At 65.6% G+C, this 21,784-nt stretch carries 18 protein-coding genes and 1 tRNA gene; 8 read left to right on the top strand and 11 right to left on the bottom strand.

Going from position 1 to position 21,784, the window contains the following annotated elements:
• Nucleotides 1-6: 6 nt before the first annotated feature.
• Together murJ and secB are read right to left on the bottom strand one after the other, a co-directional pair.
• On the bottom strand, nucleotides 7-1,584 hold the full coding sequence (murJ, locus tag U1H82_RS05920) for a murein biosynthesis integral membrane protein MurJ (protein ID WP_322964000.1): 1,578 nt from the start codon (nucleotides 1,582-1,584) through the stop codon (nucleotides 7-9).
• 13 nt (nucleotides 1,585-1,597) lie between these two features.
• On the bottom strand, nucleotides 1,598-2,104 hold the full coding sequence (gene secB, locus U1H82_RS05915; RefSeq protein ID WP_322963999.1) for a protein-export chaperone SecB: 507 nt from the start codon (nucleotides 2,102-2,104) through the stop codon (nucleotides 1,598-1,600).
• Nucleotides 2,105-2,323: 219 nt separating this feature from the next.
• Between secB and U1H82_RS05910 the strand changes: the two genes are divergently transcribed.
• From U1H82_RS05910 to U1H82_RS05900, 3 genes are read left to right on the top strand one after another with little or no spacing between them, the layout of a single operon-like run.
• Nucleotides 2,324-2,947, top strand: coding sequence for a Tim44/TimA family putative adaptor protein (locus tag U1H82_RS05910; RefSeq protein ID WP_375339510.1), 624 nt, complete (start codon nucleotides 2,324-2,326; stop codon nucleotides 2,945-2,947).
• Nucleotides 2,948-2,972: 25 nt separating this feature from the next.
• Nucleotides 2,973-4,331 (top strand): murein transglycosylase A, encoded by a 1,359-nt coding sequence (gene mltA / locus U1H82_RS05905; RefSeq protein ID WP_322963997.1) that lies wholly within the window; start codon nucleotides 2,973-2,975, stop codon nucleotides 4,329-4,331.
• Between the two features lie 25 nt (nucleotides 4,332-4,356).
• On the top strand, nucleotides 4,357-4,884 hold the full coding sequence (locus tag U1H82_RS05900; RefSeq protein WP_322964419.1) for a Smr/MutS family protein: 528 nt from the start codon (nucleotides 4,357-4,359) through the stop codon (nucleotides 4,882-4,884).
• Here the strand turns inward: U1H82_RS05900 and dapE are convergent.
• Nucleotides 4,862-5,977 carry a succinyl-diaminopimelate desuccinylase gene (gene dapE, locus U1H82_RS05895; protein ID WP_322963996.1) on the bottom strand — a complete coding sequence of 372 codons (1,116 nt, stop codon included), beginning with the start codon at nucleotides 5,975-5,977 and terminating at the stop codon, nucleotides 4,862-4,864. The two genes, U1H82_RS05900 and dapE, sit on opposite strands and share 23 nt — an antisense overlap.
• 121 nt (nucleotides 5,978-6,098) lie before the next feature.
• Between dapE and U1H82_RS05890 the strand changes: the two genes are divergently transcribed.
• A complete protein-coding gene (locus U1H82_RS05890) occupies nucleotides 6,099-6,272 on the top strand; it encodes a hypothetical protein (RefSeq protein ID WP_322963995.1) in 174 nt (57 codons plus the stop codon).
• A 47-nt stretch (nucleotides 6,273-6,319) separates the two neighbouring features.
• On the opposite strand, the gene U1H82_RS05885 is transcribed toward U1H82_RS05890, so the two are convergent.
• The 6 genes from U1H82_RS05885 to rpmH all read right to left on the bottom strand — a co-directional run bounded on the left by U1H82_RS05885 (nucleotide 6,320) and on the right by rpmH (nucleotide 10,289).
• Nucleotides 6,320-6,982, bottom strand: a complete 663-nt coding sequence (locus tag U1H82_RS05885) for a glutathione S-transferase (protein WP_322963994.1) — start codon at nucleotides 6,980-6,982, stop codon at nucleotides 6,320-6,322.
• A gap of 103 nt (nucleotides 6,983-7,085) precedes the next feature.
• Nucleotides 7,086-7,760 (bottom strand): ribosome biogenesis GTP-binding protein YihA/YsxC, encoded by a 675-nt coding sequence (gene yihA / locus U1H82_RS05880; protein WP_322963993.1) that lies wholly within the window; start codon nucleotides 7,758-7,760, stop codon nucleotides 7,086-7,088.
• A complete protein-coding gene (gene yidC / locus U1H82_RS05875; protein ID WP_322963992.1) occupies nucleotides 7,757-9,454 on the bottom strand; it encodes a membrane protein insertase YidC in 1,698 nt (565 codons plus the stop codon). The genes yihA and yidC overlap by 4 nt, the downstream gene beginning before the upstream one ends.
• Before the next feature lie 30 nt (nucleotides 9,455-9,484).
• Nucleotides 9,485-9,697, bottom strand: a complete 213-nt coding sequence (yidD, locus tag U1H82_RS05870; protein WP_205396454.1) for a membrane protein insertion efficiency factor YidD — start codon at nucleotides 9,695-9,697, stop codon at nucleotides 9,485-9,487.
• Complete coding sequence (gene rnpA, locus U1H82_RS05865; protein ID WP_375339509.1) at nucleotides 9,694-10,095, bottom strand: ribonuclease P protein component; 402 nt, start codon at nucleotides 10,093-10,095, stop codon at nucleotides 9,694-9,696. Before rnpA ends, yidD begins: the two co-directional genes overlap by 4 nt.
• A gap of 59 nt (nucleotides 10,096-10,154) precedes the next feature.
• Nucleotides 10,155-10,289, bottom strand: a complete 135-nt coding sequence (gene rpmH / locus U1H82_RS05860; RefSeq protein ID WP_007404632.1) for a 50S ribosomal protein L34 — start codon at nucleotides 10,287-10,289, stop codon at nucleotides 10,155-10,157.
• A gap of 197 nt (nucleotides 10,290-10,486) precedes the next feature.
• On the opposite strand from rpmH, the gene U1H82_RS05855 reads away from it, so the two are divergent.
• Nucleotides 10,487-12,001, top strand: coding sequence for a YifB family Mg chelatase-like AAA ATPase (locus tag U1H82_RS05855; protein ID WP_322963991.1), 1,515 nt, complete (start codon nucleotides 10,487-10,489; stop codon nucleotides 11,999-12,001).
• Between the two features lie 136 nt (nucleotides 12,002-12,137).
• Nucleotides 12,138-12,222, top strand: a tRNA-Leu gene (locus tag U1H82_RS05850).
• A 142-nt stretch (nucleotides 12,223-12,364) separates the two neighbouring features.
• On the opposite strand, the gene U1H82_RS05845 is transcribed toward U1H82_RS05850, so the two are convergent.
• Entirely contained in the window at nucleotides 12,365-15,256 is a 2,892-nt protein-coding gene (locus U1H82_RS05845; protein ID WP_322963990.1) for a TonB-dependent receptor plug domain-containing protein, read from the bottom strand.
• 536 nt (nucleotides 15,257-15,792) lie between these two features.
• Here U1H82_RS05845 and U1H82_RS05840 point away from each other — a divergent pair.
• Entirely contained in the window at nucleotides 15,793-16,809 is a 1,017-nt protein-coding gene (locus U1H82_RS05840; protein WP_322963989.1) for an arabinan endo-1,5-alpha-L-arabinosidase, read from the top strand.
• A gap of 410 nt (nucleotides 16,810-17,219) precedes the next feature.
• Complete coding sequence (locus U1H82_RS05835) at nucleotides 17,220-20,129, top strand: TonB-dependent receptor (protein ID WP_322963988.1); 2,910 nt, start codon at nucleotides 17,220-17,222, stop codon at nucleotides 20,127-20,129.
• 172 nt (nucleotides 20,130-20,301) lie between these two features.
• Here the strand turns inward: U1H82_RS05835 and U1H82_RS05830 are convergent, their stop codons facing one another.
• Nucleotides 20,302-21,747, bottom strand: a complete 1,446-nt coding sequence (locus U1H82_RS05830; protein WP_322963987.1) for a GH1 family beta-glucosidase — start codon at nucleotides 21,745-21,747, stop codon at nucleotides 20,302-20,304.
• Nucleotides 21,748-21,784 lie beyond the last annotated feature (37 nt).

Raw genomic sequence — 21,784 nt, 5'->3', positions numbered from 1 at the left:
TGGTCCTCAACTGTTGCGGCGAACGAGCCGCTTGATGTCCCCGAGACGGAAGGCGCCCGTCGCGAAGGTGGCGACCGCATAGACCAGCATCCCCGTCGCGACCAGCACGATCAGGGCGCCCCAGCGCTCCAGATTGGAGCCGGTGACATAGGGCTGGAACCGTTCGTTGAGCAGCGCCATCGCACCGCCCATCAGCACGGCGGCGAGAAGCATCCGCCAGCTGCGCCGCCGAAGCTGCGGGTCGGCGACGAAATGTCCGCGCCGCGACAGCTCGCGATAGAGCAGCGCGACATTGACGGTCGAGGCGATCGCGGTGGCGAGCGGCGGTCCCATATGACCCAGCCACCAGATGAAGATCAGGTTCAGCACCAGATTGACCAGCATCGACCAGGTGGCGAAGCGCACCGGCGTCCGGGTGTCGGCGCGAGCATAGAAGCCCGGCGTCAGTACCTTGACCAGGATATAGCTGGGCAGACCGATCGAGAAGGCGGCCAGCGCCTGTGCGGTATAATAGGTGTTGGTCGCGGTGAACTTGCCATGTTCGAACAGCGCGGCGGCGATCGGCCGACCACAGACGATCAGGGCGACCGTTGCGGGCAGGGTCAGCAGCAGCGCCAGCTCCATGCCGCGATTCTGCGTCTCCATCGCCTCCACCTCGCGCCCCGCCCCCAACAGGCGTGAGACGGTGGGTAGAAGAACGGTGCCGAGGCCAATGCCGATCAGTCCGAGCGGCAACTGGTTCAACCGGTCGGCGGCATAGATGTACGACACCGATCCGGCCGGCAGGAAGCGCGCGGCCAGCGCGGTCGAGATGACGAGGTTGATCTGCACCGCGCCCGCACCGGCGGCGGCGGGCAGGATCAGCTTCATCAGCCGTTTGACGTCGTCATTGATCGTCGGCCGCTTGAACTTCAGCCGGACGCCCGCACGGCGGCAGGCCCACCAGAGCCAGGCGAACTGAAGCAGGCCCGCCACCGATACCGCGATCGCCTGATGATGCACCGTGGCCAGGGGATCATGCTCGTGGAACAGCAACAGCGCGACGATCAGCGTCAGGTTGAGCAGGATCGGCGCGGCCGCATTGACCCAGAAACGGTGCAGGGAATTGAGGATACCGCCCAGCAGCGACACCAGGCTGATGAACAGCAGATAGGGGAAGGTCAGCCGGTTGAGCAGGACGATATAATCGAATTGCGCGGTCGTGCCGTCGCCATAGCCGAAGGTCTGAATCCAGGTCACCGGCCAGGCGGCGACTTCGACCAGGGCGGTCATCACGATCAGGACCGGCAACAGCACCGACAGCGCGTTTTCGGCAAAGGCCAGGCCATGGGCCAGGCCGGAACCTTCCGCCGCCTTGTCCCCTTCGGCCACCTTGCGGTTGAACATCGGGATGAAGGCGGCGGAAAAGGCGCCCTCGGCGAAGAGGGCGCGGAACATGTTGGGCAGGCGAAACGCGATCTGGAACGCGTCGGAGGCGAAGTTCGCGCCCACGAAGCGGAAGAACAGCGAGTCGCGCACCAGTCCCAGCACGCGGCTGGCCAGAGTCAGCCCGCCGACCGAGCCCAGCGCCTTGTGCAGGTTCATATGTCAGTCCGGATCAGGCGTGGCCGGTTTCCGGAGTGTTGGGCTGCGCCCCCGCCTGGGCATCCGCCTGCTGCAGGTAGAGCTGCGCAAAGTCGATCGGCTCCAGCATCAGGGGCGGGAAGCCGCCGTCGCGCACCGCATCGGCCAGCACGCGGCGGGCGAAGGGGAAGAGCAGGCGCGGCGCTTCGCCCAGCATGAAGGGCTGGATCTGGTCGGCGGGCACGTTGCGGAAACCGAAGAGCCCCGCATAGCTGAGGTCGACGATGAAGGCGGTCTTGCCCTCGGACTCGGCGCGAACCTCGATCTTCAGGGTCAGTTCGTGGACTTCCTCGCCGACCTGCGCCGCGGAGATGTTGAACTGCACGTCGATGCCGGGCGCCGTCTGCGCCTGATAGATGGCGGGCGCGTTCGGGTTCTCGAACGACAGGTCCTTCACATATTGCGAGATCATGCCCGCGGCGGGGCCCGCATCGTCCGCGCCCGGTGCTTCGAAGCCCTGCGGCAAACCCTGTTCGTCCATCGTTGATACCTTACTTGCGTTAGATCAAGGGAGATTAGGAACCGAAAGGGCGGGTTCGCGCGTTCGGCCATATGGCCGTTGCGCGTAGCAGCGGGTCGGCATGGTTTCAACCTTGCCCTCTTCGTCGGGTGACCGGGTTTTCATTGTCGGCTCGTACGCCTATATCGGTGAGGATAGTGAAAGGCGCCTGTGTTGTTATTCTACGTCGTTCTTCTTGCGATGGTCGCGCTCTTCCTGGCGCTGAGGCTGTATAGTGTGCTGGGCAAGCGCACCGGCCATGAGCAGCAGCCGCTGGCGCGCAGTGCCGATGATCGGCCGCTGCCCGTCACGCTGCCGCGCGCGACCGAGGCGGCGCAGGTTCCGACGCCGGTCGCCAACCGCAACATCGATCCGCGGGCCGAACAGGGCCTGCGTGCGGTGATCGCGGGCGAGTCCGGCTTCGACGTGGCGCAGTTCCTGAACGGGGCGCAAGCGGCCTATCGCATGACGCTGGAGGCGTTCTGGAAGGGTGACGAGGACGCGCTGGCCGATCTGGTCGAGGCCGATGTGCTGGCCGCCTTCTCCGAGGCGATCGAACAGCGGCGCGAGGCCGGGCAGACGCTCGACAACCGTCTGATCCGGATCGACAGTGCCAAGATCGTCGATGCCGCCGTCGAGGGGCGTGAGGCACGGATCACCGTCCGCTTCGACGCCGATATCGCCGCCGTGACGCGCGATGCCGAGGGCCAGGTGATCGCCGGTTCGCTGAGCGATGCGGTCGAGACGCATGACGTCTGGACCTTCGCCCGGACGCTGAAGAGCGGCGATCCGAACTGGAAGCTCGTCGACACCGACGAAGCCTGACCGGTCGCACGGGGGAATGTCCGCGATGAGGGGGTATCGCGTCGCGGCCATGGTCGCGCTTTCGGTCAGCCTGTCGGCCTGCGCGGGGCGGATCGTCCCGCCGACCGCGTCCGCTGGTTATCCGTCGCATGGGGGACGGACTCCGCAGCCCCAGCCCCAGCCGCGCCCCCGGCCCGGCGGTGCAGCGGTGCAGCCCGGTGGGCCCAGCGTCTCGCGCGTGCCCGCGGGTCCGGTGCGTATCCTGCCATCGACGCCTTTGTCCGCCACGCCGGTCGTCACGGTGCCGGGTGCGGCGACCGCGGCGCAGGCGGGCGTGCTTGCCGGACCGCCGGTCGCATCGCTGCCGATCACCGAGGCTCAGGCCGAAGCGGCGCGGGCGGCCTTCCTGCTGTCCTGCCCCGGCCTGATGCGACGCAATGATGTCAGCGGATTGACGCAAGGCACCGACTGGCAACCCGCCTGTCAGGCGGCGGCCAGCGTTCCGCGCGGCGGCGCGCGGGATTTCTTCGCCCGCTATTTCGAGGCGGTGCAGGTCGGCGATGGCCGATCGCTCGCCACCGGCTATTACGAGCCGGAGATTGCGGGCTCGCGCGAACGGCGTTCGGGCTATGAGGTGCCGATCTATGCCCGGCCGCGCGATCTGATCGATGTCGATCTGGGTGCCTTCACTGCGGACCTGAAGGGCAAGAAGATCCGCGGCAAGGTGCAGGGGACCAAGCTCGTCCCCTATGACGACCGCACCGCGATCGAGCAGGGATCGCTGGAGGGGCGCGCGCCGATCCTCGCCTGGGGTGCGGACCCGGTCGAGGTGTTCTTCCTGCAGATTCAGGGATCGGGGCGGCTGCGATTGCCCGATGGCGGGATCATGCGGATCGGCTATGACGATCAGAATGGCCGCGATTATACCGGCATCGGCGCGCTGATGAAGGCGCGCGGATTGCTGGGGCCGGGCCAGACCTCGATGCAGGGGATCGTCGCCTGGCTGCACGAGCATCCCGAGGAAGGCCGCGCGATCATGCGCGAGAATAAGAGCTTCGTCTTCTTCCGCGAACTGAACGGCGCGCCGCAGGGCGCGATGGGCTATGCGGTGACCGGGCAGGTCAGCGCGGCGGCGGACCCCAAATTCGTGCCGCTGGGCGCGCCGGTCTTCCTGTCGATGGACCGGCAGGACGCCACCGGCCTATGGGTCGCGCAGGATACTGGCGGGGCGATCAAGGGTTCCAACCGCTTCGATACCTTCTGGGGTGCGGGCGATACGGCGCGCGCCGTGGCGGGCGGCATGTCGGCGCGGGGCACGGCGTTCCTGCTGCTGCCGGTCGGCACGCTGGCGCGGGCGGGGATCGCCAGCCCGAACGGGACGGTCGGTGCGCCCCCTCAACCCTGACGAGGCGCAGCTCTGGGCGCGGGTGATGGAGACGGTGCGCCCGCTTCGCGCCGCCGTCGTTCCCGCACGCCCTGCGCCGCCACCGCCCGCCATGGAAACGGTGTTTCAGGAGGTGCCCGGCGCACCCAAGGTGCGGGTGAAGGGCCGCGTGCCGCCGCTGCGTCAGCCTGCGCCTGCACCGGTCGCGGCGAAGAAGGGGCCCGGCGAGACGCTCGACGGCGGCTGGGACAAGAGGCTGTCGCGCGGCAGCGTGATGCCCGACAGCTCGCTCGACCTGCATGGCCATACGCTGGCCTCGGCCCATGCGATGCTCGACCAGGGGCTGGGCCGGGCGATCGCGCGCGGCGACCGGGTGCTGCTGCTGGTGACGGGCAAGCCGCCCCGCCCCGAAAGCGAGCGTCCCCATGCGCGCGGTGCGATCCGCGCGGCGATCAGCGACTGGCTGGGCGCGTCGCGTCATGCCGATGCGATCGCGGCGATCCGCAATGCCCATCCACGCCATGGCGGGCAGGGCGCGCTCTACATCGTTTTCAGGCGCCCGCGCGAGCGATGACGCCCGCATAGATGCGGGTCAGTGCGTAAAGGTCGTCGACCGCCACCGCCTCGTCCACCTTGTGCATGGTGGCATTGAGCAGTCCGAACTCGACCGTCGGGCACAGCTTCGACAGGAAACGCGCGTCCGAGGTGCCGCCGGTGGTCGACAATTCGGGCTCGATTCCCGTCTCGGCCCGGATGGCATCGGCGATCATGGCAGAGAAGGCGCCGGGCTGGGTCAGGAAGGCCTCGCCCGAGATGCGGCCGGTCACCTGCGCCGCCGGAGCATGGCCTTGCGCGATGGCGGTGATCCGCTCGATCAACGCCTGGCCGTTCTGTTCGTCGTTGAACCGGATCGACAGCCGCGCCTGCGCCGATCCGGGAATGACGTTATGCGCCGGATTGCCGACATGCAGGTCGGTGATCTCGATATTGGATGGCTGGAACCACGCGTTGCCGGTGTCGAGCGTCACCCCTTCGATCTCTGCCAGGATTGCGATCAGCGACGTGATCGGATTGTCGGCAAGGTGGGGATAGGCCACATGACCCTGCCGCCCCGGCACGGTGATCCAGATATTGACCGAGCCGCGCCGCCCGATCTTCATCATGTCGCCCAGCCGGTGCGCGGACGTGGGCTCGCCGACCAGGCAGAGGTCAGGGGCGATACCGCGCTCGGACATCCGGTCGATCAGGGCGCGGGTGCCATAGATGGCGGGGCCTTCCTCGTCGCCGGTGATGATGAGGGAGAGGGGAATGGTCGGCTCGGCCGGGATCGCCGCGACAAAGGCGGCGACGGCGCCCTTCATGTCGACCGCGCCGCGTCCGAAAAGCAGGCCGTCGCGAACATCGCCGGAAAAGGGCGAACCCTGCCAGCCATCGCCTGCGGGCACGACATCGACATGCCCCGCAAAGGCGAGATGCGGGCCTGTCCCCGCCCGCGTGGCGAGCAGGTTTTCGACCGGGCCGTCCGGCTCCTCCCCCACCGTGAAGCGATCGACCGCAAAGCCCAGCGGCAGCAGCGCCGCCTCCAGCACATCGAACACCGACCCAAGTGCGGGCGTGACACTATCGCTGCGGATCAGGGACTGGGCGAGGGCGAGGACGTCGGTCATGGCTCGTGGCATAGGCAGGGCGCGGGCGATCGGCAATCGGCCGATTGATCGGGATCGACCGATCCGGCGGACCCCAAAGCGCGCCGGGGTCGTTGGTGTCGCCGGTAACAGGAGTAAGGCGATGAGCAACGACCCGGATCACAAGGGGCGTAAGGCAGGCGGACGGTTGCTGATGTGGCTGGTTATCGCGCTGGGGATCGCGGCGGTGCTGCTCTACACCTTTTCCTCGCGCGTCGCCGAACCGGCGGCCGAACAGCGCGCGCCGTTGAACGAAGTGACGCCCACCGCGCGCTAGCGTCAACCGGACGCCCCTGTTCCGCGCGGGACCGGGGCGTTCGGGCGTCAGCCGACCGGCTGCTCGAACCGCTCGATCACCCATTCCTCTTCCTGCGCAGAGGCGATCCAGTCCTGCATGAAGGGGTGACGCAGCACCGCGTCCATATAGGGCACGGCAAAGCGTGCGACGGGGAGTTGATAGGTGATGATCCGGGTCACCACGGGCGCGAACATGATGTCGGCCGCGCCGAAATCACCGAACAGGAAATCCCCGCCACCGCCGAAGCGCGCCCGCGCCTGGGCCCATAGCTCCATGATCCGCTTCAGGTCGACGATGACATCCTCGTCGGGTGTCTGGGCAGGATAGACCTGGCGAATGTTCATGCTGTGCTTGCGACGAAGCGCGACGAAGCTGGAATGCATCTCCGCCGCCATCGACCGGGCCATGGCGCGTGCGGCATCATCGGCAGGCCAGAAGCGGTCGCGGCCCACCTTGTCGGCGAGATAGTCGATGATCGCCAGGCTGTCCCAGACCACCGCATCGCCGTCCCACAGGATTGGTACCTTGCCCGAGGAGGGGGCGAACTCGGCACCGTCGCGCCGCTTGTCCCAGTCGGCGTCGTAGAGCGGCACGACCATCTCCTCGAACGCGATGCCCGATTGACGACAGGCGAGCCAGCCGCGCAGCGACCAGGAGGAATAGGCCTTGTTACCGATGATGAGCTTCATGGGGTCAAGGGGTAACGGGCCGGAACGCCGTGGGCAACCGAACAAAAAAGGCCCGCTCGGGGGAACCGAACGGGCCTTTTGCGTTGCAACGGGAGGGTGATGCTTAGCCGATGGCTTCGAGCACGGCCGCGCGCAGTTCGGGGATGCCCATGCCGCCCTCGCTGGAGGTCGCGAGGATGTCGGGGTGCGCGGCGGCGCGCTTGCGGGCTTCGTCCTGGGTCCGTGCGATGACGGCGGCGAGTTCGCTGGCCTTGACCTTGTCCGCCTTGGTCAGGACGATGCGATAGCTGACCGCCGCACGGTCGAGCATCTCGAGGATCTCACGGTCGACCTCCTTGATGCCGTGGCGCGAGTCGATCAGCACCAGCGCACGCTTCAGCGCCTGCCGCCCGCGCAGGAAGTCGTTCACCAGGAAACGCCACTGCTTGACCATGTCCTTGGGCGCCTTGGCAAAGCCATAGCCGGGCATGTCGACCAGCCGCAGCGTGGGTGGAGTCCCGACATCGAAGAAGTTCAGCTCCTGCGTCCGCCCCGGCGTATTCGACGTGCGGGCCAGGCCATTGCGGTTGGTCATCGCGTTGAGCAGCGACGACTTGCCGACGTTCGACCGGCCCGCCACCGCGACTTCCGGCACGATCGGATCGGGCAGGAATTTCAGCGCGGGCGCGGATTTCAGGAAGGTGACCGGCCCGGCGAACAGCTTGCGCGCCGCCTCGACCAGTTCCTCCGAGAAACCTTCGGGTTCCTCGGAGGGGGCAGGGGTGGGAAGCTCGCTCACTTGGCGACCGGCTGCTTCAGGCCCGGATGGCGGGCGTAGAGCAGGCGCTGCTGCAGGATCGAGATGCAGTTGGTCGTGATCCAGTAGACCTGCAGGCCGACCGCGAACGGCGCCATCACGAACATCAGCACCCAGGGCAGGATCGCGAAGACCTGCTTCTGCGCATCGTCCATCGGCTGCGGGTTCATCTTGAACTGGAAGTACATCGAGATGCCCAGGATGATCGGCACGACGCCGATCGCGATGAAGTGCGGCGGGGTGAAGGGCAGCAGGCCGAACAGGTTGACCGGGGTCAGCGGATCGGGTGCGGACAGATCCTTGATCCAGCCGAAGAAGGGCTGGTGCCGCATTTCGATCGTCAGCATCAGCACCTTGTACAGCGCATAGAAGATCGGAATCTGGATCAGCGTGGGCAGACAGCCCGCCAGCGGATTGACCTTCTCCTGCTTGTAAAGGGCCATGACCTCCTGCTGCATCCGGACCTTGTCGTCCTTGTAGCGTTCCTGGAGCGCCTTCATCTTGGGCTGCACCGCGCGCATCGCCGCCATCGAGGCGAACTGGCGCTGCGCGATCGGGAACATCAGCGCGCGGATGGTGACGGTCAGCAGGATGATCGCGATGCCGAAATTGCCGACCAGGTGGAACAGCCAGTCGAGATAATAGAAGATCGGCTTTTCCAGGATGCGCAGATACCCCCAGTCGAGCGCGTAATCGAGCTTCGTCACGCCTTCCTTGTCGGTATAGCGGTCAAGCAGCGCGACTTCCTTGGCGCCCGCGAAGAAGCGAGTCGTCTGGGTCAGCTGCTGGCCCGGTGCCAGAAGCTGCGGCTGAACAGTGTCGTCGGCCTGATAGGTCTGGTTGGCACCGGCGCGGAACTGGCCGTCGAACGACTTTGCCTGATCGGGGATCAGCGCGGTCAGCCAATATTTATCGGTGAAGCCCAACCAGCCGCCGGTGGTGGTGAAACGGGTCGGCGCCTTATCGACATCCTTCCAGTTCGGACCGTAATTGGCCGAGCCGTTATTGACCGACATCGGACCGACATGGATCGTCCAGGTGTCCGGATCGGCCGAGATGCCGCGATTGACATAGCCATAGGCCGCGACCGGGACGGCGGCGGTGCCGCCATTGGCCACCGTCTGTTGGACGGTGAACATGTAATCCTTGTCGACCGACAGGATGATGCGGAACTGCTGGCCCGTGGCATTGGTGGCGGTCAGCGTGACCGGCTGGCCGGGGCGCAGCACGGGGGCGCTGGCGGTCCACACCGCGTCGGCGGCGGGCGGGTTCAGCCCGTCGGTGCGCCAGCCGAAACCGGCGAAATAGGCACCCTCGGTGCCCGCTGGCGACAACAGGCGGATCGGCGGCGAATTCTTCGCCACCGTTTCCTTGTAGTTCAGCAGAACGAGGTCATCGATCCGCGCGCCCTTCAGGTTGATCGAACCCTTCAGGCGCGGCGTATCGATCACCACGCGCGGGGTTTCGGCCAGGACGACCCGGCGATCGCGGATCGCCGAGGGCGTGGTGGCCGTCGCATTGGAGTTTGGTCCTGCCACCGGCACCTGCTTGCCGTCGACGATCTTGGTCGCGGGCGGATTGCTGGGGAAGAACTTGCTCTGGATGAGCGGCCATCCGAACAGGATCAGCGCCGCGATCACCGCGAACACGACGAAATTCTTGCGGTCTTCCTTCACGTCGAAACCCCAGTTGTGACGTCCGTTACGTCAGGGCACCGGGTCGGGTCCGTGCCCGCCCCAGGGATGGCACCGCGCAATGCGCTTGAGCGCCAACCAGCCCCCTTTGACCGCGCCATAGCGGCCAATGGCCTCAATTGCATAGGCCGAACAGGATGGTTGATAGCGACAAGTGGGCGGCAGGATCAGCGAAGGGCCCAGTTGCCAGCCCCGCGCGATGAGAATCAGGAGCCGGGCGATCATGGTCGGCCCGGCTCCTGCGATGGTGATGACGGCGATTCGGGGGTGCGGTGCGCGCCGCCACGGGGCCCGCGTCCCTTGCCACGGCCATGATGGACACGCGGTTCGCGCGGGCGGTCATGGCTGCCGGTGTCGGGGGAGACGGCGCGAGTCAGCGCCTTGGCCAGTTCGGCGGTGAGCGCCTGATAGTCGCGCTCGATCCCGCCTTGCCGTCCGATCAGGACATGGTCGGCGCCCGCTATGCCCTTGCCCGGCAACAGATCGCGCGCGAGCGCCCGCAACCGGCGTTTCATCCGGTTGCGAACGACCGCGTTGCCGATCTTCTTGGTGACGGTAAAGCCGACTCGCATGCCGGCATCACCGTCATCCCGCGGGCGAACCTGCAGCACGAAGCCGGGCATCGCCACGCGTCGCCCGCCATTGGCCGCGAGGAAATCGCGGCGGCGGGTCAGCGTCGTGATTACGCCGACAGCTTCTTGCGACCGCGCGCGCGACGCGCCCGGATCACCGCCCGGCCGCCCGGCGTCGCCATCCGCGCACGGAAGCCGTGACGGCGAGCGCGCACCAGATTGCTCGGCTGAAAGGTCCGCTTCATCGTTCATTCCTTGGATACGTCTGAATAAAAACGGCCGCCACGAGGACGGCCTTGGTGGCAAGCCGCTTACGCAAAGCGGGATTTCAAGTCAATCCGCCGTACGCATTCGGTGTACGCTTATCGCCCCTTGCGGTCTGGTGCTATCCTTTGCAGGAAGCATCAACGGGCGGGGGAGAGCCCGTACAGGGGGGAATCTGATGGCGACGATCGTGTCGACGGTGGCCTATCTGGGGCTGGAGGCGCGCGCCGTCGAGGTGCAGGTGCAACTGATCGCGGGGCTGCCCGCCTTCAATCTGGTGGGCCTTGCGGACAAGGCCGTGGGCGAGAGTCGCGAGCGGGTGCGTGCTGCCATCGCCGCGATGGGCCTGGCGCTGCCGCCCAAGCGGATCGCGGTGAACCTGTCGCCTGCCGACCTGCCCAAGGAAGGATCGCATTTCGACCTGCCCATCGCGCTTGCGCTGCTGGCGGCGATGGGGGTGGTGGATGCGGAATTGCTGGCCGATCATGTCGTCGTCGGTGAACTGGCGCTCGACGGGCGGATCGGACCGTCGCCGGGCGTGCTGCTGGCCGCGATCCATGCCGGTTCGGTCGACAAGGGGCTGATATGTCCCGCCGCGCAAGGCAGCGAGGCGAGCTGGGCAGGGGGCGGATCGGTGATCGCCGCGCCCGACCTGCTCTCGCTCATCAATCACCTGAAGGGCCATTCGGTCCTACCGATGCCCGAGGCCGGGTTGGTCGAGGAGGGCGTGCCCGGTCCCGACCTGTCCCAGGTCAAGGGCCAGGAAAATGCCAGGCGGGCGCTGGAGATCGCGGCGGCCGGTGGCCATAACTTGTTGATGAGTGGTCCGCCGGGCTCGGGCAAGTCGTTGATGGCGGCTTGCCTTCCCGGAATTTTGCCGCCGCTCGATGCCGCCGAGGCGCTGGAGGTTTCGATGGTCCAGTCCGTCGCCGGAGCCCTGGCGGGCGGGCGGCTGACCCGGACGCGGCCGTTCCGCGCGCCGCATCACTCCGCGTCGATGGCGGCGCTGACCGGCGGCGGCCTGAAGGCCAAGCCGGGCGAGGTGAGCCTCGCGCATCTCGGCGTCCTGTTCCTCGATGAATTGCCCGAGTTTCAGCGGGCGGTACTCGATTCGCTGCGCCAGCCGCTGGAGACCGGCACCGTCAGCATCGCGCGCGCCAATGCGCATGTAACCTTCCCGGCGCGCGTGCAGTTGGTCGCCGCGATGAACCCGTGTCGCTGCGGCCATCTGGGCGATGCGGCACTGGCCTGCGCGCGGGCCCCGCGATGCGCGGCGGATTATCAGGCGAAGATTTCCGGGCCGTTGCTCGATCGAATCGACCTGTCGGTGGAGGTCCAACCCGTCCGCGCGATCGACCTGTTCGCGCCCGCCGTCGCCGAATCGTCCGCTGTCGTCGCCCGGCGGGTCGCAGCCGCCCGCGCGCGTCAGACGGTCCGCTATCAGGATGCGCCGGGCACGATCCGCACCAATGCCGAGGCGGACGGCGCGTGGCTCGAGCGCTGGTCGACACCGGACGATTCGGGCCGTGCCCTGCTGGCCGAGGCGGCGGAACGGATGCGGCTGACCGCACGGGGCTATACGCGGGTCCTGCGCGTCGCCCGCACCATCGCGGACTTGGCGGCCGCCGAACAAATAGGGCGTATCCATATCGCCGAAGCGCTAAGCTATCGCCAGCGCCCGCCGGTCAATTAAGGGCGGGCCTGTGATGGGCGGTTGCGGCTCCCCCGCGCTTGTCGCCCCTATCCGAGTCGCAACGCATGATTACCCCGACCTGCGACAATCGGCGCTTGCACAGACCATCACCCTCGTCTAGCAGCGCCTCTTTGCTGCCCCTGTGGCGAAATTGGTAGACGCATTCGACTCAAAATCGAACGCCGCAAGGCATGCTGGTTCGAGTCCGGCCAGGGGCACCATCTCATATCCCTTAAAAGCGCTGATACCCCGCCGGTCGCGACCGGCGGGCACGGCCAAAAGAAACGGCGCCGCGAGGAACGCGACGCCGGTCTTGCCCATGGTCGGCGGGGCGGCCGAGGCCGCGCCCGCCTGGTCGGATCGTCAGAAGCGGAAGTTCGCGCCGAAGCGGAAGGTCCGGCCGACCGCGCCGATCTGCGTATAGGTCGGGTTGTAGTTCACCGCGGCATAGTTGCCCGCGTTCAGCGGTGCCTTGGCATCGGTCAGGTTGATGACGTTCGCGTAGAATGTGAACTTGTCGTTGACCTTCACGCTGCCGGTCAGGTCGACGTCGATGAAGCGGCGGACATGGCAGTTGAAGTTGGGATCGGTGCCGCCATAGGTGCTGCCGCCGTTGCAATCCATCGTGCCGAACTGGTCGAACCCGACCGCCTTGTAACCCGACACATAATAGGCGGTCGCGGTCAGCGAATAGGGGCCATAGTCGACGCTGTTCTGCCAATTGCCACGCCATTGCGGCGTGCCCGCGCCCGACGACGTCACATAAGGCGACTGGGTGCCGACAAAGTCGGTATAGGGCTGGTCGGCGCTCGGCTTGAACAGATAGTGCAGGATATAGGTCGCCTCGGCACGGCTAGTGAAGCGCAGGTCGTCACGATGCAGCTGCACCTGGGCCGACACGTCGATGCCGGACGTCTTGAGCGCCGCCGCGTTGGCGAAGGGCGAGTTGACGAACAGCGCGCGCAGCGGCGCGTTGGGGAAGGCGGGGTCGATCACGTCGGGCGTAACCGAATAGCCCGCCGGCATCGTGCCGTTGCCATAGAAGGCGGCCAGCGCCTGGTTGGACAGCGGGCCGCCGCTGATCACATCGGTCTTCTTGATGTTGTAATAGTCGGCGGTGAAGCTCAGCCACGGGGTCGGCTGGATGACGGCGCCTGCCGTGAAGCTCTGCGACAGTTCGGGCTTGATGTTCGGGTTGCCGACTGTGTTGAAGCCGATCGAATAGCTCTGGTTATACGCGCTGCCGCCGGTGCAGCCATTGCCCGAGACGGTCGCACCATGCTGGACCTGGATCGAGCAGGGGGGCTTGGCGCTGGTAAATCCGATGACGGTGCCCGAGGTTTCGGCAAAGCTCGGGGCGCGGAAGCCCTTGGAGAAGGTGCCGCGCAGGGCGAGCTGCTTGAACGGCGTGAACTTGATGCCGACCTTGGGCGAGAAGCGGTTATAGCCTTCCTGATAATGGTCGTAGCGGCCCGACCCGTCGATCTCCAGGCTGGTCAGGATCGGTGCGTTGATCTCGAAATAGCCCGATTCCACGGTGCGATGGCCGATCGCCGAGAACTGGTTGAGCCCCAGCGTCGTCAGGTTCGGATTCTGGTTGGGGTCGTTCTGCGCCTCGTAGCGGAACGACCCGCCGACGCCGACCTGAAGCGGACCGCCCGGCAGTTGAAACAGTTCCTTGGTCAGGATGCCCTGGATCATATCCAGATCGGTGGTCGCCTGGGTATGGATGGCAGGCGACAGGGCGCTGCGGACGGCGGCGCTGTTCTGCGTCGGATCGACGAAGTTATAGGTGCCGTTGTTGATCGCATTGGTCAGCGCGGCCAGGTTCAGATAGCCGTTCTGCGTCATGTCCAGCCAGCTATGGGCGATCGTGCCCGATACCGAATAAGTCCAGCCGTTGCCGAACGCGCCGTCGATTCCGGCGGCGGCGCGCAGGACATGGTTCTTGTAATCCGACGAGGCGGGGATGTCGCCGAACAGATAGCGGATCATCGCGGGCTGGCCCGAAGCCGCATAGGGGTTGTTCGGGTTGAGCTGTCCGTTGGCGAGAAGGGCAGGCAGGATGATGTTCTGGGTGTTGATCGGGTTGATCGACCGGATATTGGCCGGGCTGCCCGCCGCCAGAACCTCATTCTGGTAATAGGAGGCCATCAGATAGGCCTGGGTCTGGTCGTTGACCTGTACCGTGGCATGGCCGGTCACGCCGAAGCGGGTCTGTTCCGGCGCGATCTGGCCGTAATCGGCGATGGTGTTCTGGGTGCAGCCATTGCCCAGCGCGCCGCTGACCGGTGAGGTCGTGCCGGTGCAGCCATTGGGGTTGAGCACCTGGAACGGGCCGCTGGCGATTCCCGACCCGGACAGGATGTTGCCCGGCGTCAGCTGCGTCGTCGGGGCGACCAGCGCGCTGGTGGTCGAGCCGGGCACGACCGAACCGGCCTGGTTGTTGTCGCCGCCGATCCGGGTCAGGTCGGCGGTGTTGAACGGGAAGCCGCGATTGCGCGCCCAGATCGGGTCGTCATGCTGGTATTCGCCGCTGATATAGACGTTGAAGCCCTGTTCCTTGAGCTTGCCGGTGCCCAGGGTCAGGGTCGCGCGCTGCTCGCCACCGTCGCCCCGCTGGGTGACACCGCCTTCCAGCGTGCCCGCGACCCCGGTGATCTCCTTCTTCATGATGATGTTGACGACGCCGCCGATCGCGTCGGCGCCATAGCTGGACGAGGCGCCGTCCTTCAGCACCTCGACCCGGTCGACGATCGCGTCGGGGATGGTGTTCAGGTCGACGAAGGACCGCTGGCCATCGTCCGACAGCGGATAATTGGCGGTGCGCATCCCGTCGATCAGGGTCAGCGTCGAGTTGACGGTCAGGCCGCGCAGCGACACCGCCGACGAACCCGCGCCGAAGCCGTTGGCAAAGGCGGTCGGGATCGATCCGCTGCTATCCGCCGAGATCGAGCGGACCGCGTCGGAGACATTGTTGATGCCCGCCTTCTTTAGTGTGTCGGCCGACAGGATGGTAACGGGCGAGGGGGTTTCGGTATTGGTCCGGCGGAACAGCGTGCCGGTGACGACGATGTCCTTGCCGGGCGTGGCGGCGGGAGCCTGGGCCGAGGTCGTGGTGCTGGTCGTGCTCTGGGCGGGTGCGCCATTGTCCTGCGCGATGGCGGGGCTGGCGGCCAGAAGACCCCCGATCAGGATGGCGGGCGCGGCGGTTCCCCGCAACAGGGCTGCACGGACGACGGACACACTGGTCATGACTCGATTACTCCACCCTTTTTTCCGCGATCCGGGCGGTCGCGGAAATAAACTATTGGTGGGGTGAGGTATCGATCGCCTATTCCTGCTGTAAATGACGACAATATTTCATGATCGGAATGGAGCGGCAATGTTGCATGGCGGACACGGATTGTGAAATCGGCATCATGTTTCAGAAGGCCTTGGAACCATCTTCATGGGCGGTAAATCAACTTGTCTACGGGGTGGGGCAGGACAGTGAATTCACCGGGGAGGCGGTGATTACGACAATCTGTTCATGAACCGACCATCTTTCGACCGGCGGCGGGGATGGACGGGATCGGCGATGGAACGGCCGAATCGGTAAGCGGTTTTGCCCGATGCCGCTCCGGTTTCGCAGGCTGGTGATCGACGGCCTCGGTCGATCTCGGCAAAGCGACTTGCGTTGATTTATGTCAGACTATAATCCTGTCCTATCAAGAGGCTGGGCGATTTCATGACCCGGTCGTCAAGCGGGGATGCCACCGACCATGCGCCAATTGGCCCGATCGCGGAGCTTGCATGCTCTGCGCGTGATGTTGCTGGCCGGGATGGCGGCGGTGGGTGGCGCGGCGCTGCGGTCCGCGCCACAGGGCCTGACCCTGTCGGGCGATATCGTGCCCGCGCATGACCCGGTCCTGATCCGCGAAGGCGATCGTTATTACGCCTTTTCCACCGGGCAGCGGGACCGGCGGCCGCTGGTCGCCCGGACCTCGCGCGATCTGCGGCACTGGAGTGCGCTGGCGTCGCCGCTGTCCGACCTTCCCGACTGGGCAAAGGCCGCCGTGCCCGGCGCGCGCGAGATGTGGGCGCCCGATATCGCACGCGTCGGGGGACGCTATCGGCTTTATTATTCGGTGTCGCGCTTCGGCACCCAGCGTTCGGTCATCGGCCTGGCGACCGCCGCGACGCTCGACCCGGCCGCGCCCGGTCATGGCTGGCGGGACGAGGGGCTGGTCATCGGCTCGAAGGAGGGAGATGCGTATAATGCGATCGATCCGGCCTTCGCGCGCGACCGGCGGGGTGGCGAGTGGCTGGCCTTTGGCAGTTTCTGGGGCGGTATCCAGCTGATTCGCCTCGACCCGCGCACCGGCAAGCCTGCGCAAGGCGCACGGCCGGCGATGATCGCACGGCGCGCCATGGGGGATCGGGAGAATGCGATCGAGGCGCCGTTCATCGTCGACCATGGCGGCTGGTATTGGCTGATCGTGTCGTTCGACTTTTGCTGCCGGGGCGTGAACGGCAGCTATAATCTGCGCGTCGGTCGGGCGCGATCGATCGAGGGGCCTTATCTCGACCGCTCCGGGCGGCCGATGCGCGACGGCGGCGGTACGGTGTTGCTTCAGGCGGATGCGGCAGGCCATGACCGGTTTCGCGGACCGGGCCATGCTGGCGTGATGCGGGACCGCGATGGCCGCTATTATCTGATCCATCACGCTTATGACGCTGCCGCCGGCGGCGCGCCGACCTTGCGGATCGCCAGATTGCATTGGGATGCGGCTGGCTGGCCTGTCGTGGAGAAAGAACCAGCCTGATCGGGGCTGGCCGGATATGTCGGTCCATTGCCTGAGCGGTTTGTGCGCATATCGGTGAGCGTGATTCGATCCTATCCCGTACCCGATGCAGGATTTTAACGATTCCTCCGCGCCTCCCATCGCTGGAAAGCCTTTGCATGCCACGATCGGCGGATTAAAAAGACGGACAAGTTACTTTATGACTGCATTGCGGTGCAGCATGGGGCTGTCGCTTGATTTTCCTCGATAATGTGCCGGAAATCGGCTTCTATCTGCGCATCTGCACAATATGCGGGTGTGGCTCAAAATCCACGACCTGACATGTGTTTCACTATTTCTTCATGTCTGACTTGACGAAATTATACGATAGTCAGACAAATGACCCTCGATAAGGCACCGAAAGTTCGGGCCGATCGGAGGGGAAGATTCTGATGAAGCACCACGTCCTTTTGCTGTCGGTCGCGCCATGGGCGCTGATGGCCGCGCCTGCATTGGCCCAGACCGCCACGACGACGCAAAAGACCCAGGCGACGGACCCCAACGCCCCGATCGAGGCGCAGACCGCCGAGGGAATCCGCCAGGATGTCGGCGAAGTCCCCGGCCGCAGCCCGGTTCAGGCCTCGACCACTGGACTGCCCGGCGAGGAGGTCGATCCGCGTGACATCGTCGTCACCGGCTACCGCGCTAGCCTTGGTTCGGCACAGGCTATCAAGCGCAACTCGGACGCGATCCTCGATGCGATCGTCGCGCAGGATATCGGCAAGTTGCCCGACAATACGGCGGCGGAATCGCTGGCGCGTGTCACCGGCATCCAGGTCAGCCGGTATAGCGACGAAGTGACGCAGGTGCTGGTGCGCGGTCTGCCTGATGTCGCGACCACCTTCAACGGCCGCGACATCTTCACCGCCGAGAACCGCCGCGCCGCGCTTCAGGATTTCCCGGCGGGCGCGCTGGCGGGTCTGGAAGTCTACAAGTCCGGCACCGCCGACCTGCTCGAGCCGGGCCTGGCGGGCCTCATCAACGTCCGCTCGCGTCGCCCCTTCGATTTTGAAAAGGGGTTCACGATCGCGGGCGGCGTACGCGGCACCTATAACGACCAGTCGAAGAAGTTCGACCCGCTGGGCAACCTGCTCATCAGCCAGCGCGCCGACACCGCGATCGGCGAGATCGGCTGGCTGGTCAACGCGGCCTATACCCAGGCCCAATATCGCAACGCGGTGCGCTGGGCCGATGGCTATGTGACGAGTCCCAGCGCGAACTCGACGATCAGCCCGGCCTCGGTCGGTCGCGGCTGGCAGATTCCGGTCAATGTCGGCGTGTACAATGATACCGGCAAGCGCTGGCGACCGGCGCTGAACGCCAGTGTCCAGTGGCGCCCGGCCCATAACCTCGAACTCTATTACGACTTCCTCTATCAGGGCTATCGCGGCGAGATCGCCAATGACTGGCTGCGCGTGCCCTTGCTCGACGGCAATCCCAGCTTTACCAATGTCGTGCTGCGTGAGGGCGAGCCGCGCCAGGTCGACAGCCTGACCAAGACCGGCGGCGTCCGGCCCGAGGCGTATCGCAGCACGCGCTCGGCCTATACCAACACCTATCAGGTGGCGGGCGGCGCCAAGTGGGATGTCGGCAACGCGCATTTCTCGACCGACCTGGCCTATACCACGTCGCAATACGGCGATGACGAATGGAGCTTCGACACCGCATTCTCCAAAGCGCCCCCGGTCGATGTGCGCTTCTTCGTCGACGGTGGTTCGTCGTTCAGCCTGCCGGGCTTCGATCCTTCCGATCCCAACAATTATATCTGGCGCGGCTATTTCGAAAGCACCTACCGCGTGCAGGGCAAGGGGTGGCAGTGGCGCGCCGACCTGGATTTCGACACCAATTTGTCGCTGTTCCCCAAGCTGCAGATCGGTGTCCGCTGGACCGATCGCGACGCCTCGCTGAAGCGTGGCAACCGTTATGCCTATACCGAATGGCTGGCGATCCCGCTCGCCCAGACGCCGACCGGCGACCTCGCGCTGACCCAGAATACGTTCCGCGGCAATCAGGGCTTCACCAGCTGGCTGATGCCATCGCGTGACGGCATCGCGGGCAATGCGGCCGAGCTTCGCAAATTCTCGGTCGACGCATTGCAGCGCATCATCGCGGGCAACCCCACCGATCAGGGCTATCGCGACGCGCTGAACCGCTGGTCGACGCCGACGGTCGAGCTCGATCCGCTCGCCGCGTTCTTCGCGCAGGAGCAGACCTATGCCTTTTACGGCCAGACCAAATATGAGTTCGACATCGGTGCCGTCCGGTTCGACGGTCTGCTCGGCGCGCGCGTCGTCAACACCGTCGGTCGCTACAGCGGTCTGTCGAGCGTCCGCTTCAACGGTGTGACTCGCGCCGAACCGCGCAGCACCAAGGCCAATTATGTCGACGTGCTGCCCAATATCAGCTTGCGCATCCGTCCGACGGACAAGCTGCAGGTGCGTTTTGGCTGGACGATCACGCGAACCAAGCCCGAATTCAGCCAGCTGAACCCGGCCATCTTCATCGAGCAGAATACCGCGACGCCGGTGGAAAACCCCGTGCCCGATACGCGCTTCGCGCCCGGTCTTCAGGGGCGTCCCGATGCCACGGGACGCGGCGGCAATCCGGATCTTCAGCCGCTGACGTCGAAGAATTACGACGCAACGATCGAATATTATTTCTCGCCGACCGCCTCGATCACGGCGGCAGCCTTCTATCGCGATCTGAAGGGCTTCATCAGCAACTACACCAATCGTACCCTCGACCCGGTCTATGGTCTGCTGGAAATCAGCCGTCCGGAAAATGCGGGCAAGGGCCGGATCAAGGGCTTCGAGCTGGGGGCGCAGACCTTCCTGGACTTCCTGCCGGGTCTGTGGAGCGGCTTTGGCGTACAGGCCAACACGACCTTCCTGGTCGGTGAGCAGCAATATCCGGCGAACGTCTTCCGCAGCGTCGGCGGTACGACCGAGCCGCCCTTCGTCAAGATTCCCGGCCTGTCGCGCTGGACGTACAATGTCGCGCTATTCTACGAAAAGGGCGACGTTTCGACCCGCCTGTCGCTCAACAATCGCGATGCGTTTTTGAACAGCAACTTCGTCAATTCGCAGGGCGTCTATAACGGCGAAGGCACGGTCCGCATTCAGCGCCTCGACTTCTCCTTCAACTACAACATCATGAAGGAAGTGACCGTGACGTTCGATGCGGCGAACATCCTCGCCCAGCCGTTCAACAACTATGCGCAATATGGCGACGGGCTGCGCTACCCGCGCGATATCCGTGACGAGGGCCGTTATTACGGCGTGGGCCTGCGCTTCCGCTTCTGAGCGGTTGGGGGCGGGTTGCGGCTCGCCCCCCGAATATCCCCAAGGAGCCTTGCAGGGCAGGGACGGCACCACGCCGTCTCTGCCCTTTTTCTATGGCCTGCGCGGATGACACCCACGAAAAACCCCGCCGATCCTGCGACCGGCGGGGCTTCTCATTCGGCGGGCTTCGGAATCAGACCAGCGCGTTGCGGCGGATCAGTTCCTTATACCACTGCGCGCTCAGCTTGGGCGTGCGCTTCTGGGTGGCGAAGTCGACATAATGGATGCCGAAGCGCTTGCCATAGCCATCGGCCCATTCGAAATTGTCCATCAGGCTCCACAGGAAATAGCCCTTGAGCGGATATCCCTCGGCCGCGGCGCGGCGGAACTGGCCCAGATAGTTGCGCAGATACATGATCCGGTCGCCGTCATCGACCGTCCCTGTGCTGTTGAGGGGATCATCGGCCGAGGTGCCGTTCTCCGAGATGTAGATCGCCTTGGGCTTCCACAGCTCGCTGGCCGCGCGCACGCCCCAATAGGCGGCCTCGGGCCCGACATAAAGCCAGGGCGAGGCCATGCGCGGCGACTGCGGCAGATGGGGCAGCGGGGTATAGCCGCGCGGATCGTTGGGGTTCGCCTTCACGAAGGTCGGCGTGTAGATGTTGAGCGCGACGAAATCGAGCGGGCTGCCGATCGCGGCCATGTCGCCCGCCTGCACCTTGGGCGCATCGGCACCTGCGGCCGCCAGATAGCTGTCGAGATATTTGCCCTCCATGACTGCGGTCAGGAACATGGCATTGTCCTCGCGCATCGCCTTCTTGGTCGCCTCGATATGCTCGGGCGTCTCGATGACGGGGACATAGATATTGGCGTTGTCGGCGATGCCGACCTCGGTCCCCGCCTTGGCATTGGCGCGGATCGCCTGGACGCCCAGGCCATGGGCAAGGCAGCCATGGTGACGGACCTGGTTCACCTGACCCTGGGGTAGCTTCAGGCCCGGCGCATGGGTGCCGACCATATGGCCCAGATCGGTGAAGCAGCGCAGTTCGTTGACCGTCATGAAGCGGTGGACGCGGTCGGACAGCTTGCCCGCCATGAAGCCCGCATAGTCGGCAAACGCCTTGGCCGTGTCGCGATTCTGCCAGCCGCCGGGCAGCGCCTGTGGCAGGTCCCAGTGGAACATGGTGACGTTGGGCTGGATACCCGCCGCCAGCAGCGCGTCGATCACGCGGTTATAATAGTCGATGCCCTTTTGGTTGGGCTTGCCGCGCCCCTCGGGGAAGATGCGCGACCAGGCGAGCGACATGCGATACGCCTTCACGCCCAGATTCTGGAGAAGCGCGATGTCCTCCTTGTAACGGTGATAGCTGTCGCAGGCGACATCGCCGGTGTCGCCGTTGGCGACCTTGCCCGGCGTATGCGAGAACACGTCCCAGTTGGTCTGGCCGCGGCCGTCTTCCTTCACCGCGCCCTCGATCTGATAGGCGGCGGTGGCGCAACCCCAGAGGAAGTCCTTCGGAAAGCTCAGGTCCGAGGCCGTCGCGGCGGCGGCCCGTGTGGCGGCCAGGGTGCCGCCGCCGGTGGCGAGCGCGACACCGCCCATCGCCATGCCGGTCTTCATGAAGTTACGACGATCCATCTCTTGTCCTTTTCTGTATCTCTTATGGCGATATTCG

Origin of the sequence: Sphingomonas fuzhouensis, from assembly GCF_034659795.1 — a bacterium.
Taxonomy (GTDB): domain Bacteria; phylum Pseudomonadota; class Alphaproteobacteria; order Sphingomonadales; family Sphingomonadaceae; genus Sphingomonas; species Sphingomonas fuzhouensis.
Note: the sequence above shows the minus strand (reverse complement) of the source record. Positions and strands in the feature narration are given on the sequence as shown.

Coding starts and splice junctions, on each gene's coding strand:
- murJ (WP_322964000.1), bottom strand. CDS start 1,584: ATGAACCTGCACAAGGCGCTGGGCTCGGTCGGCGGGCTGACTCTGGCC.
- secB (WP_322963999.1), bottom strand. CDS start 2,104: ATGGACGAACAGGGTTTGCCGCAGGGCTTCGAAGCACCGGGCGCGGAC.
- U1H82_RS05910 (WP_375339510.1), top strand. CDS start 2,324: ATGGTCGCGCTCTTCCTGGCGCTGAGGCTGTATAGTGTGCTGGGCAAG.
- mltA (WP_322963997.1), top strand. CDS start 2,973: ATGAGGGGGTATCGCGTCGCGGCCATGGTCGCGCTTTCGGTCAGCCTG.
- U1H82_RS05900 (WP_322964419.1), top strand. CDS start 4,357: ATGGAGACGGTGCGCCCGCTTCGCGCCGCCGTCGTTCCCGCACGCCCT.
- dapE (WP_322963996.1), bottom strand. CDS start 5,977: ATGACCGACGTCCTCGCCCTCGCCCAGTCCCTGATCCGCAGCGATAGT.
- U1H82_RS05890 (WP_322963995.1), top strand. CDS start 6,099: ATGAGCAACGACCCGGATCACAAGGGGCGTAAGGCAGGCGGACGGTTG.
- U1H82_RS05885 (WP_322963994.1), bottom strand. CDS start 6,982: ATGAAGCTCATCATCGGTAACAAGGCCTATTCCTCCTGGTCGCTGCGC.
- yidD (WP_205396454.1), bottom strand. CDS start 9,697: ATGATCGCCCGGCTCCTGATTCTCATCGCGCGGGGCTGGCAACTGGGC.
- rnpA (WP_375339509.1), bottom strand. CDS start 10,095: ATGCCCGGCTTCGTGCTGCAGGTTCGCCCGCGGGATGACGGTGATGCC.
- rpmH (WP_007404632.1), bottom strand. CDS start 10,289: ATGAAGCGGACCTTTCAGCCGAGCAATCTGGTGCGCGCTCGCCGTCAC.
- U1H82_RS05855 (WP_322963991.1), top strand. CDS start 10,487: ATGGCGACGATCGTGTCGACGGTGGCCTATCTGGGGCTGGAGGCGCGC.
- U1H82_RS05845 (WP_322963990.1), bottom strand. CDS start 15,256: ATGACCAGTGTGTCCGTCGTCCGTGCAGCCCTGTTGCGGGGAACCGCC.
- U1H82_RS05835 (WP_322963988.1), top strand. CDS start 17,220: ATGAAGCACCACGTCCTTTTGCTGTCGGTCGCGCCATGGGCGCTGATG.
- U1H82_RS05830 (WP_322963987.1), bottom strand. CDS start 21,747: ATGGATCGTCGTAACTTCATGAAGACCGGCATGGCGATGGGCGGTGTC.